Origin of the sequence: Acinetobacter sp. YH12096, from assembly GCF_013419215.1 — a bacterium.
Taxonomy (GTDB): domain Bacteria; phylum Pseudomonadota; class Gammaproteobacteria; order Pseudomonadales; family Moraxellaceae; genus Acinetobacter; species Acinetobacter amyesii.
On sequence record NZ_VPAM01000030.1, the window covers coordinates 1 to 12831 of the forward strand.

Annotated in this window: 8 protein-coding genes and 1 pseudogene; 5 read left to right on the plus strand and 4 right to left on the minus strand. The window is 41.1% G+C overall.

Features of this window, described 5'->3' with window-relative positions:
* Both FTU36_RS12490 and FTU36_RS12495 read right to left on the minus strand, forming a co-directional pair.
* Window positions 1-680: LysM peptidoglycan-binding domain-containing protein (locus FTU36_RS12490; protein WP_180118124.1), on the minus strand; the 680-nt coding region annotated here is incomplete at its 3' end.
* Between the two features lie 20 nt (window positions 681-700).
* Window positions 701-3958: a type VI secretion system Vgr family protein gene (locus FTU36_RS12495; RefSeq protein WP_180118126.1), complete on the minus strand. Its 3258-nt coding sequence runs from the start codon at window positions 3956-3958 to the stop codon at window positions 701-703.
* Window positions 3959-4189: 231 nt separating this feature from the next.
* Between FTU36_RS12495 and FTU36_RS12500 the strand changes: the two genes are divergently transcribed.
* The 4 genes from FTU36_RS12500 (at window position 4190) to FTU36_RS12515 (ending at window position 10140) form a co-directional block, all read left to right on the plus strand.
* Window positions 4190-5344, plus strand: a complete 1155-nt coding sequence (locus tag FTU36_RS12500) for a methionine aminotransferase (RefSeq protein ID WP_180118128.1) — start codon at window positions 4190-4192, stop codon at window positions 5342-5344.
* Window positions 5345-5491: 147 nt separating this feature from the next.
* Window positions 5492-6859, plus strand: a complete 1368-nt coding sequence (locus tag FTU36_RS12505) for an MATE family efflux transporter (protein WP_180118130.1) — start codon at window positions 5492-5494, stop codon at window positions 6857-6859.
* Between the two features lie 255 nt (window positions 6860-7114).
* Complete coding sequence (locus tag FTU36_RS12510; RefSeq protein WP_180049457.1) at window positions 7115-8476, plus strand: LLM class flavin-dependent oxidoreductase; 1362 nt, start codon at window positions 7115-7117, stop codon at window positions 8474-8476.
* Window positions 8477-8772: 296 nt separating this feature from the next.
* Window positions 8773-10140 carry an LLM class flavin-dependent oxidoreductase gene (locus FTU36_RS12515; RefSeq protein WP_180118132.1) on the plus strand — a complete coding sequence of 456 codons (1368 nt, stop codon included), beginning with the start codon at window positions 8773-8775 and terminating at the stop codon, window positions 10138-10140.
* A 163-nt stretch (window positions 10141-10303) separates the two neighbouring features.
* Here FTU36_RS12515 and FTU36_RS12520 read toward each other — a convergent pair.
* Both FTU36_RS12520 and FTU36_RS12525 read right to left on the minus strand, forming a co-directional pair.
* Window positions 10304-11128, minus strand: a pseudogene (locus FTU36_RS12520) (ABC transporter ATP-binding protein).
* 45 nt (window positions 11129-11173) lie between these two features.
* On the minus strand, window positions 11174-11389 hold the full coding sequence (locus FTU36_RS12525; RefSeq protein WP_067765474.1) for a molybdopterin-binding protein: 216 nt from the start codon (window positions 11387-11389) through the stop codon (window positions 11174-11176).
* Window positions 11390-11619: 230 nt separating this feature from the next.
* Between FTU36_RS12525 and FTU36_RS12530 the strand changes: the two genes are divergently transcribed.
* The gene (locus FTU36_RS12530; protein WP_180118133.1) at window positions 11620-12789 is read left to right on the plus strand and encodes a sigma-54-dependent Fis family transcriptional regulator; all 1170 of its coding nucleotides are present in this window, start codon (window positions 11620-11622) and stop codon (window positions 12787-12789) included.
* The last annotated feature ends 42 nt before the right edge of the window (window positions 12790-12831 follow it).

Below are 12831 nucleotides of genomic sequence, written 5' to 3' on the forward strand. Positions count from 1 at the left end.
GAAGGTGTATTATGGTTCAACTTTAAAATTTGACCAACATATATCTGATTTATATTAGCTATATTATTTAAATTTTTTAATTCACCTATTGATAGGCCTGTTTTAACAGCTATTCCACTTAAAGTATCCCCTCTTTTAACTTCATAAACATATGAATTTAATGAAATTTCATTATTTTTAGTGATAGATTTTTCATTTTTCTCACCAGTAGCCTTATAATTTGGATGAACTTGTATTTTTTGACCTTTATATATTTTATTTGCATCTTTAATTTTATTTAAACCACATAATAATGCAACAGTTGTATTATAATTTTTTGCTATATCAAATAATTTATCATTTTCTTTAACAGTATATGTAAATGGTTGCGATTTCCCTTCTTGTTTTTTATTTTCAATTTTTTTTAATTTTTTTATTAATACTTTTGGACTTCTGAAAATTTTCAAATCATTAACTTTATAAACACAATATAAGCCAACATATTTATATTCACCATTTGTCTTTTTTACAGAAACTCTTAATATATAACCTAAATTTCTACTAATTATGACTGTCTTTCCATCCTTACCACTCATTCCAGCAGCAATTACTTTATTTTTTAAATCTTCAACCTTATATTCTAAATTAGATATAGGATTGAATAATAAGTCTAAAAATTGAAACTCTACATTGCCTTTCATAAAAATACTTTCCTGATTTTTTATATATCTTTTTCTTCTACATAGTCAAAATTTAAATCATCTTCACTAAGCCATTCAGGTGTTTCATAACCAACTAAAATATCAAATTCTTTTTGTTCATCTGAAAAATGATCTTGTGTTTGACCATCATCATCAAGATTTCCAGTTACATATGTATTTGTTTTACTATCTAAATATTGATATTCAATTTTTTGAAAATTTTCGCCAATAAATAAATTATATAAATCTAATTTATTACTATAGACACCATTACCAGGCAGCTTCGGCAACTGAGCATTTACAGTCGCTCCCCCCACAAAACTATGCTGCCCCGCCTTACTCTCAAACTTGCCGCCTGTTGTTGTAAATATTCCACTGCCATTAATTTTCAGTTGCGAGCCCCCTGCGGTCAGCACGATTTCTTTAGGACTGGTAATTTCAATTTTATCTTCCGTTGAAATGAGCTTAATCACCTTTCGTGCAATTGCTTCAATAGCATCATCTTGGGCTTGTAATTCAACTTTCCCTTTTGCGGCATAAGCACTCAGGCCCTTTTGAGCCGCAAACAAACTGATTTTGTCTTGTGCATGACCAACAATATTCTTTTGAGCACTGAAATTAATCGAACCTTGTGCACTTTCTGCAATATCCTGTGAGGCTTGTAATACAATATCTTCCGGTGTAGTGAGTGCAATACCATTAGGTGATGCAAGTAACATCAGTGCTTGGCGGAATAATTTGCCTTGTTCTTGTTTTGCCGCTGTATTGGATTTTTCTAAACCTTGCGCATAGCCTTCCATAAAGCCTTGTACTTTTTCTAATGCTTTTATGGGTGTCATCGCTGGTGACAAACCAAAACCACCATTATTCAATAAATCATCAGGGTTAAATTTGATGTCTTCGATCAATTTGCCCACATCTTTTAATGCTTTTAATGGATCTTCTTTGAGGTTACTTTTCAGACTTGCAACCCGCCCTTGAATCACATCCTTACCATTTTCTTCAATATGATCTATGACAGACTTTAAGTTATCAAAGGCATCTTCGACATCATTAAAGAATGCTTTAAATTCTTTTACTGTACTTTTGACATCATGTGCGATTGAGCCCATTTCTTTGACAAAACTTTTGCAGTTTTTTAACGCTGCCAATGGGTCTCGACTTAGCTCCTCCTTGAACAAATTTAAAGTCGCTTTAACAGCTTCGGCAGTACTTTTGATTTCTAAAGAGTTTATTAACTTCGGCAAACGATTAATCACATTTAATGCATCGGTCTGCTGCTTTACGGCTAAATCGCTCAGCATATTCATGCTCTGATGCCCTTGATTTAAAAGAGACTGAGCTTCAGCAGCAGCAAGATGATCGGCAACGGCTTTATCCTGCGCATAGGTACTAATAAGTAAACCTTTACCTGCACGCATTGCCCCCCAAGCATCCGTTCGCAGCTCAAAACCCTCTCCTCGACCATGGCTACTGTCTTGTTCTTTAGGATGGCTGAGATTACCTAAATTCAGCTGTGTCGCTGCATGACTACTTTGTAATTGGGTACTGATCTGCCCCGTCGTGTCATCAAAGCGCAGTTGGTTAAAGCCTGCTCCCGCAACTTCTTGCGAGCGGATACCACTGAGTTTTTTGGTTTCAGGAAGCTGACCTTTGAGGTCAAACATGGTCTGAGATCGTTCAGCTTCATGTATTCGTCCTACTACAAAGGGACGATCGACATCTCCCTCAAAAAAGTCGATAACCACAATCTCGCCAATACGAGGATGAAAACGTGCGCCATAACCTTCACCTGCCCATGGGGTCAGCACATCAACCCAAGCCGAGTCACTGTCATTATCATTACTCCCTGCTCCACCATCATGACTATGGTCATCGCTGCGGGTGAACGTAAACCGAACTTTGATACGCCCCCAAGCATCGACATATATACTTTCACCTTCTGGACCGACCACTTTAGCCCGCTGTGGAAACGCAGGTGGCCGGTGTAATAAAGGATCATATTCAGGCACCACAGAAATTTGCCGACGGACCACATACAGCTCGTTGGCCTGCCTTTCATCCCCTAAAGATAGCCAACGGCTCGCGGCAAGTAACTTTTCTAATTGAACCAAAATATCTTTGGGTAAATTATTTTGGTTATAAAATGCTTTGCCCAATATGAGAAATTCACGATCTGTCGTTTGATGTTGATCGATTTCAGGATGATTTTCTAACTCAAACCAATACCCGACTTGAGCGTCCCGCACGCTACTACTAGCGGTAAAGTATTTGGCTTGAAGTTCCTGATAATGATTGAGTTGCCGATTCAACTGATCCAATTGCTGTGTATTTGAAGTGGTCGCCTGATCTGCACCTTTAAGGTCGGTTGTCCAAGCCGAACTCATGGTCCACGCCTGCTCTAAACTTAAGGTTTCATTGTGCTGTTGCTCACTCTGTGCATGGGCGCTTAAGAGTGGATTACTTTGGTCTTGTGCCAATTGTTGAGCTTGCCAACGCTGCGTTTGAATGGTGGTCGATTGTAAAAAACGTTCTGCCACAAAACTGGTGATTGTGTCCAAACGTTCCGTGGCATGACTCCGATGAAAGCGAATTTTTTTCCGCTCTAAAGCACTATAAGCCTGATTCGTATCAATTAAACGCAGTTGCTGTGCTTGCATCGGTGCAGCCGAAAATGCAACAAATAACTCTGCTTCATCAATTAACCAATTGATCCCTTCACTGCGCCAAAGGCGGGTTAAAAATGCATAATCACTTTCATTCGCCTGCATGGTGAATGGACGCACATCATAAGTACGTGCCAGCCCCTCTAAGTTCAAGCTTAAACTGGCAGCAAACAGCGCACTTTTTTTCTGCCATTCACTAAAAATAATCTCGGTCATCTCCCGTACCGATTTGTTCATAAAGACACGGCTATTACGACGCTTATGCCAGAGTGCTGTCGCATCCTCAATCACCAGTTTATAAACGGTCAGTGCACCATCACTTTGACCTTGGCTAGCCCCAGTAATCACACCAGTCAGGCGACTGAGTTGTCCCAAATCTGTCACTTGATCGACAGCCACTCGGCCGCCTATAAACTGCTTTAAAGCAAGATGAGCATTGGTCGAGAGACAAATAATTTCCGCACGAAAGCCTTGATTGATACGGTGTTGACCTTCAATCCGTTGAATAAAAACTTCAGAATTTAGGTGTTCATTTGAGAAATGAATGTGTAGCGCACGTTTCTGTACGCTAAAGCCAAAGTTTTCCACCATGGCGTGAATATTTTTAAGCATTGTTATTATGTATTTAATTTTTTTTAATGACGGCATTTTAGGAAATGTTTATTTTTTCGTCTACCCTATTTTGCAAATAATTTGTTGAATTCTTCTTTTTGGCTTTTACATCACTTTAGGATTCAAGTGAATAGGAACGTCAATACTGGATCAATTTTGCTGATCTAACTTTTCGCAGCCGCTGAGATGCTGCTACACTCAAAATGCAACCTATTAAAAATTTTAAGCTCCATGATCACAATTGAATCCAAACTGCCTGCACAAGGTGTGACTATTTTTAGCGTCATGAGTGCAATGGCGCAGCGTCTAAATGCACTGAACTTATCTCAAGGTTTTCCTGATTTTCCTGCACCTCCAGCACTGTTAAATGCGCTAAGTGATGCGACGCAACAGGGTTTTAACCAATATGCACCCGGCGATGGACTGATGCATTTACGTGAGCAATTGGTCCAACTGTTTGCCCATCGAGACCAATTAAATATTGACCCTCACACCGAAGTGACCATTACCCCGGGTGCAACCATTGGTATTTTTAGTGCCATTCAAGCCGTGGTTCATGCGGATGATGAAGTGATTATTTTTGATCCGAGCTATGATAGTTATGCGCCCAGTGTAAAATTGGTTGGGGCTCATCCCATTCACATTGCCTTAGAGACGCCCCATTTTACTGTGGATTGGAATCGTGTTGCCGCTGCAATTAACCATAAAACCCGGATGATTATTGTCAATACACCGCATAATCCAACAGGTGCTATTTGGGGGCGTGAGGACTGGCTCAACTTAATCGAACTAATTCAAGATAAAAATATTATAGTGCTGTCGGATGAGGTCTATGAGCATTTAATTTTTGATGGTCGTCAGCATCTATCTGCTTTGTCATTTCCTGAGCTGCGTGAACGCAGTTTTGTCGTGGGCTCATTTGGTAAAACCTTTCACGTCACAGGTTGGAAAACCGGTTATTGCATTGCAGCGCCAGCCTTGATGCAAGTGTTTCGCCAAATCTATCAATTTGCCAATTTCTGCGGTGTTACGCCCGTACAAATGGCACTGGCTAACTTTATGGCAGAACATCCTGAGCACATTGCTGAATTGGCCGATTTTTACCAAGCCAAACGTGACCGTTTCAATGCCGGCTTAAGCTACTCTAGATTTGAGTTGATTCCGTCCGCAGGCACCTATTTCCAAAACTTAGATTACAGTGCCATACGCCCAGATTTAAGCGATGTGGAAATGTGTCAGTTGTTGGCAGAACAACATAAAATCGTGGCGATTCCAGTCTCGGTGTTCTATCAAAAACCGCCGGAAAATTTACGCTTATTACGCTTCTGTTTTGCCAAACAAGATGCCACCTTAGATCGAGCTGCAGAGATTCTCTCCGCGGTTTAAAGCAGTATCTGCCCAAACGTTTTTTTAAAACAGACATGTAGAAATAATGAAGCCTTGGTTACTCAAAAACTAAGGCTTTTTTGAATGCAAACATGATAGTGTTATCAGTAACTTAAAATCATAAAAAGCCGCGTCTAGGAACTGAGCATGTCAAAACAACAGTCCCTCGTTACTCAGCAAAATTTATGGAAAACGTTTTTAGTTTTTCTGGTGCCTTTGATCGCCACCAATATTTTGCAGAATTTATCTGGGACCATTAACACCGTTTTTGTCGGTCAGATGCTTGGGGTACATGCCATTGCAGCCGTCGCGGTATTTTTCCCAATTTTGTTCTGTTTAATGGCTTTTGTGATTGGACTATCGGCAGGTGCAACCGTGTTGGTGGGTCAAGCTTGGGGCGCGCAAAACCTTGAAAAAGTTCGTACCGTCGTGGGTTCCACGCTGTTTATGACCTTGATTGGTGGCAGCATCATTGCCTTTTTAGGGGTGATATTTGCCAAGCCCATTTTATTGGCCTTAGGCACAGCCCCAGACGTGATGCATTTATCTTTGCCTTATGTGCAATGGATGCTTGCCGGTAGCCCACTGCTCTTTATTTATATTATTTATACCTCGATTTTGCGTGGTGTCGGTGACAGTACAACACCGCTGATTGCATCGGGTATGACCATTGGTTCAGGGCTGATCATTACACCCGTGCTGATTGCCGGAAAATTTGGATTTCCAAGTTTAGGTATTATTGCCCCTGCCATTGCCAGTCATATCGGCTTTTTAATTGCCTTGGTATTTTTATATTTCTACTTAAAAAAGAAAGATCATCCGCTCAAACTTGACTTCGAGTTGCTTCGTCATATTCGCCATCAACATGATCTCAGCAAAATTATCTTAAAACTAGGCATTCCTACGGGTATACAGATGGTCACGACCTCTGTGGCTGGTCTCGTGATTGTCGGTTTAGTTAACCGCCATGGTGCTGATGCTACTGCTGCATATGGCGCGGTCAATCAGGTTTTGAATTATATCCAATTCCCGGCCTTATCTATCGCGATTGCGGCCTCCATTTTTGCAGCACAAGCCATTGGTTCAGGTCATTCTGAACTAATTAATCGCGTGAAACGTACGGCCATCGGGATGAATTTCATTATTACTGGTATTTTGGTGGCATTGGGCTATTTGTTCTCTAAATATTTAATGGCGCTGTTTATTACAGATCCTGAAGTTGTGGTTCTCGGTCAAGAATTGCTGTTCATTGTGCTTTGGTCGATTTTATTTTTTGGTGCCAGTGCGATTTTTGCTTCCATTATGCGGGCCAGCGGAACAGTGACCGTGCCGATGATTATTAATATTATGGCGATTATTTGCATTGAAGTGCCGTGTGCCTACCTATTCAGTGAATGGTGGGGCTTAAAAGGTATTTGGTATGCCTATGCCTTGGCCTTTGTCAGCTTATGTATCTTACAAGGGCTGTATTACCAACTGGTATGGAGACGAAAAGCCATCAAAGTATTGCTATAAGGTTCGCTTATAAAGTCTAAAGCCGATACATACTTTTAGGGTTTACATATGGAAAACCTTGTACAGATTCATACATAAAGTTTGCCGTTAAACTGCTGTTTATTTTTCAACATTTGGTTTTATATCCTGTTGATTTATCTACACTTAAAACACAATAGATTTAAAAGTTGCATATTTTCAAACAATTACAGTTTGGCATAGATTTTGTTCTTATCCCTTTTATCTTTTAAGAATAATTGGGATGAGAAATTTTTTATGTCTAAACGTCAAATAAAGCTTGGGGCTTTTATTCCAACCACCTCACAGCATGTCGCGGGTTGGCGTCACCCCGAATCGCGCCCACAAGATCATCTCAATATTGATTATGCAATTGAACTGGCAAAAACCGCAGAACGTGGTCTATTCGATGCCTACTTTCTTGCCGATGGTCTGTCTGTCCGTTGGAGTTCTGCTGTCGAAGGTGAGAAAGGTTTGGGCGATAAAGGCGTCGGCTTTGAACCCGTCACATTATTTGCTGCCCTTTCGGCTGTGACGCAAAATATTGGCTTTATTGCCACAGCATCCACGACTTATGAAGACCCTTATATTTTGGCGCGTAAATTTGCCTCTTTAGATCATATTTCTAAAGGTCGTGCTGCGTGGAATGTGGTAACGACAGCCTCTGCCGATGCCGCAAAAAACTTTAACATTCAGCAGCACCCTGAACCCAAAGAGCGTTATGAACGTGCCGATGAATTTATTGAGGTGACTCAAAAACTTTGGGACTCATGGGAGGATGATACCTTCCATTACAACAAAGAAACCGGGCAATTTTTTGATGCCCGCAAACAACATCAGCCCAATCATCAAGGTCAATATTATCAAGTACTGGGTGCACTCAACGTCTCTCGCCCACCGCAAGGCTATCCGGTGATTGTTCAAGCAGGACAATCTGAAGATGGTCGTGAACTGGCCGGTAAATATGCCGAAGTGATCTTTACTGCACAACAGAATTTAGCAGATGCGCAAGCCTTTTATCGTGATGTCAAAAACCGCTTAGTGAAATATGGCCGCCATGCAGATGACCTGAAAATTATGCCGGGCGTTTCGATTTTTGTTGCCAAGACAACTCAAGAAGCCCAAGAAAAATATGACTTTTTAAATAGTTTAATTCACCCAGAAGTGGGTTTAAGTTTATTGTCTGCTTTGGCAGGTGGCATTAATCTGGCCAAATTTGATCTAGATGCCCCTTTCCCGAAAATAGAAGATGCAGACATTAATTTCTCCAGTCGTCAGCAGATGATGATTGATATTGCCCGGAAGCACAATTTTAGTATTCGTCAGCTCTATCAATATATCGCTTCAGCCCGTGGACATTGGACCTTGATCGGCACGCCGGAACAAGTCGTAGACCAACTGCAGGAATGGTTTGAGAATGACGCTGCCGATGGTTTTAATGTCCTACCGCCAACAACACCTGCGGGGTTAAATGACTTTGTCGATCTCATCGTTCCTGAACTGCAACGTCGCGGTCTATTCCGAACAGCCTACGAAGGCACGACTTTACGTGAAAACCTCGGTCTAAAACGCCCTGAGAATCAATATGTGCTGAAGAATCAACAGGTGCAGGCCTCTTAGTAAATTTTTACAGTGTTTTTATTAACCCATCTCTAAAATGCCTCTTCCGAGGCATTTTTTCTATCTGAGTTAGGCCATCTGCATAAAATCCCTTAATTTTATTATGTGTTTATATATAAACAGATAAGTTCTGCAAGATTTTGGATGATGCATCCACAACAAGCGATTAATTTCTCTGTTGATTTTAAAACAGTAAAAACTTCACAATAAAATAATATCTTGTTTTATAACAATATTTTTATTGGCATAAACATTGTAATACTCCTAGTGAACAATAACATTTACAGAGTTTATTTATGTCAAAACGTCAAATTCGCTTAGGGGCATTCGTACCAGGGACTTCGCAACATGTGGCAGGTTGGCGCCATCCTCAGGCTCGCCCACAGGATAGTCACAATTTAAAATACTTTATTGAACTGGCAAAGACCGCAGAGCGTGGCTTATTTGATACCTATTTCCTTGCGGATGTTCCCGTCACCGTCGATCCTGATACAACACCTGATTTGGGTCTCAATGGCACCTTCTCTGCCGGGCTCGAACCGGTATCCCTATTTTCTGCACTTGCAGCGGTAACCGAACATATAGGCTTTATTGCCACAGCGTCGACCACCTATGAAGCACCTTATAATTTGGCGCGAAAATTTGCCTCTTTAGATCATCTGTCTGAAGGTCGGGCGGCATGGAATGTGGTGACCACTTCTGGCAGTGTGGTTTCAAAAAACTATGGCATCAATGATGCGCTGCTCCCCAAAGAACGCTATGAACGTGCGGATGAATTTATAGAAGTGGCACAAAAGCTTTGGGACTCTTGGGAAGATGATGCCTTTGAATACAATAAACAGACTGGGCAATTTTTCACGGGCGATAAACTGCATCCACCTCGCTTTAAGGGTAAACATCTTGCGGTACATGGTGCATTAAATATTGCTCGTCCACCACAGGGCTATCCCGTGATTGTACAAGCGGGACAGTCTGAAGATGGTCGTGAACTGGCCGCCAAATATGCCGAAGTCATTTTCACCGCACAGCAAAAATTAGAAGATGCCCAAGCCTTTTATCGTGATGTAAAGTCGCGTCTTATCAAATATGGTCGCCATGCCGATGACTTAAAAATCATGCCGGGTGTGTCGATCTTTGTTGCACAAACTGAAGCCGAAGCTCGGGCAAAATACGATGAATTAAATGCATATATTCATCCGACTTTGGGACTGAACTTACTCAAACAATTGGGTGGTTTTACTGAAGACCTGTCGCAATTTGACCTCGACCAAGCGCTGCCAGAACATTTAACACAGGCGCAAAATGGCGCAAGCCGTCAACAACTGATTTTAGAGATTGCCCGTAAAAATAATTTTACCATCCGACAACTTTACCAATGGGTTGCAAGCGCACGTGGGCATTGGACACTGATCGGAACACCCGAACAAATAGTCGATCAACTACAAGCGTGGTTTGAAAATGAAGCGGCGGATGGTTTCAATATTTTGCCACCAACCACACCTGCAAGCTTAGATGATTTTGTGGATTTGGTTGTCCCTGAACTGCAACGTCGTGGTCTATTCCGCACGGCTTATGAAGGCAAGACCTTACGTGAAAACTTAGGTTTAAAACGACCTGAAAACCAATATGTTTTAGAAAAAAGACATACCTCTCAAGCCTCATAAACCAACGCTTGATAAAACTGAAAAACAAATGCCCCAACTGGGGCATTTTTATGGACTGATATTGATCCAACTTAAGCGATGATCATACTGACCTATATTTGATAAGCCAAAAAAGCCCTGAATTCAGGGCTTTTACATTGTCTAGGAGATGGTCAATCCAGACTTACCATGCAAATTTATAATCGGCAAATCGGTGAGATAAAGGTTCAAGCAACTGATCTTTTACTGGATCACTAAAGTCAGTCAAAATGTCATTTTTAATATTGGTCAGACGGACATCTTCGCGTTTACGCGGATGGGCTAAATGAATATCTACAATACGTTTAATTCGTCCCGGATGTGGCTGCATGACCACAACCCGATCACCCAAAAATACCGCCTCTTCGACATCATGGGTGACAATAATCATGGTGATTTTTTCACTTTACCAAATTCGCTGCAATTCATCCTGTAGATTTTGACGGGTCAATGCATCGAGTGCACCAAAGGGTTCATCGAGCAGTAAAATCTGTGGTCGATTCACCAAACTACGGGCAATCGCCACACGCTGATTCATCCCACCAGACAACTGCGAAGGATAAGCATCTTTAAATTGGGTTAATTTGACCAACTCTAAATGTTCATCAATCAATACATCTTCTTCTGCACGGCTAAACTGACTTTTATGCAAGGCAATCCGTACATTTTCCCGTACCGTCAACCATGGAAACAGGCGATGATCTTGAAACACGATGCCGCGTTCCAAACTCGTGCCCTGTATAGGCTGACCATCAACCAAAATTTGGCCCTGAAACTGACGCTCTAGACCAACCAATAACCGTAATAGTGTGGATTTTCCGCAGCCACTACTTCCCACAATACTGATGAACTCACCCGGCTGAATATTCAGGTTAATGTCCTCAAGTACGGTTAAGTCTTCTTGCTTTTGTGTGGGATAATGTTTCGTTAGCTGCTGAATAGAAACCGAACCAGCTTGTTCTACGCTCATATCATTATTCTCTATTTGTGCTGACAAACTTTGCTGGACTAAACCTTAGAGTTTAGCCAGTGACACTTCCGTCGATTTAATTAACACCACTACCTCTGAACCTACTTTTAAGTCTAAATCCTTCACCGAACGCGTCGTGATCACGGACGTAAAAAAGCCCGCTTTGGTTTCCACATCAATTTCTGAAACCACAGGACCCTCTACGATTTCATTAATCACGCCTTTGAATTGGTTTCGCACATTTACTGAAGTAATCGCCATTTTAATTATGCCTTTTGTTATTAAGAGAGCTTTACTATAAAACAGTTCAATCACTTGCTATATCTTGATTTATCCTTTAGTTATCCCGATTTTATTTATCTTAAAATCAGATAAATAATCCATACATGAATTTATCGGTGAAACTGATATTTAAATATCGAATTATTATTTATCTTTTATTTTTAAATCTTTCATCATGATCTGCATTTTCAACAACTATAAGAAACGATATGTCTATTTTGACCCACCCTGCGGTGCCCTCTGCACTGAAACATAAACGGGCAACAGCAACGGTCTTTGCAGATCCGTTATCGCAAGCGTTGTTGTCTCGAATTGAACAAATTGCACCAAGTGAGGCCAATGCACTCATCATTGGTGATACAGGCACAGGTAAAGAATTGGTTGCACGCCAAATCCACCAATTGAGCCATCGTGCCAAAGGTCCTTTTATCGCGGTCAACTGTGGTGCCTTTACCGAATCATTGGTCGAAAGCGAATTATTTGGACATGAAAAAGGAGCGTTTACAGGGGCAATTAATAGCCGTGTCGGTTGGTTTGAAGCAGCCCATAATGGCACCTTATTTTTAGATGAAATTGGTGACCTGTCCTTGCCTATGCAAGTCAAATTACTCCGTGTTTTACAAGAAAGAGAGATCGTTCGAGTCGGCTCCCTCAAATCCATTCCGATTAATGTTCGGATCATTGCCGCAACCAATGTCGATTTGGAGCATGCCGTACAGGACGGTCGTTTTAGGGAAGATTTATTCTACCGCTTACATGTAGCGTTGTTACGCATTCCACGTCTCGCAGAGCGTCGTGGTGACATTTTGCCTTTGGTTAAACACTTCATTCAGGTCTATCAAACCAACCCACATGACACGCCGTTACGCCTCAGCCAACTGGCTCTCAAAAAACTCAGTTTGCATAACTGGCCGGGCAATATTCGTGAATTAGAAAATACCATTCAACATGCGATTTTAGTCAGTGAAAAAGGTGTGATTGAACCAGAAGATATTAGTTTTTCAAGTATTCAAAGTGCATCGTCGTTTTCGCGTGCAGAACCTTTTAACTTACAAAATGCCACCTCTGCTGTAGCCAACATCAAAGATATTCAAGATGCTGGACAGTTACTTGAGCAGACCTTTTTACAAATTTTTCAAGCCGCAAATCAACTTAAGCATGACAATATTAATGAGCTGATTGAAGAAAAATTTATCCGAAGTGCGTATCAGCACTGTCAATACAATCAAGTGCATACGGCTCGTTTGCTTGGAGTGACAAGGAACGTGATTCGCACTCGCCTAATTAAATATGGCTTATTAAGCCTCTTTCATAAATCAAAAAACGAACAGTCTCTTGCTGATTATTTGTACCGAAGAATTTTAAATATTCATGCATAATCTGCGGATGAAATATATCGATTCAAAGAAGCTTTCTGAAAC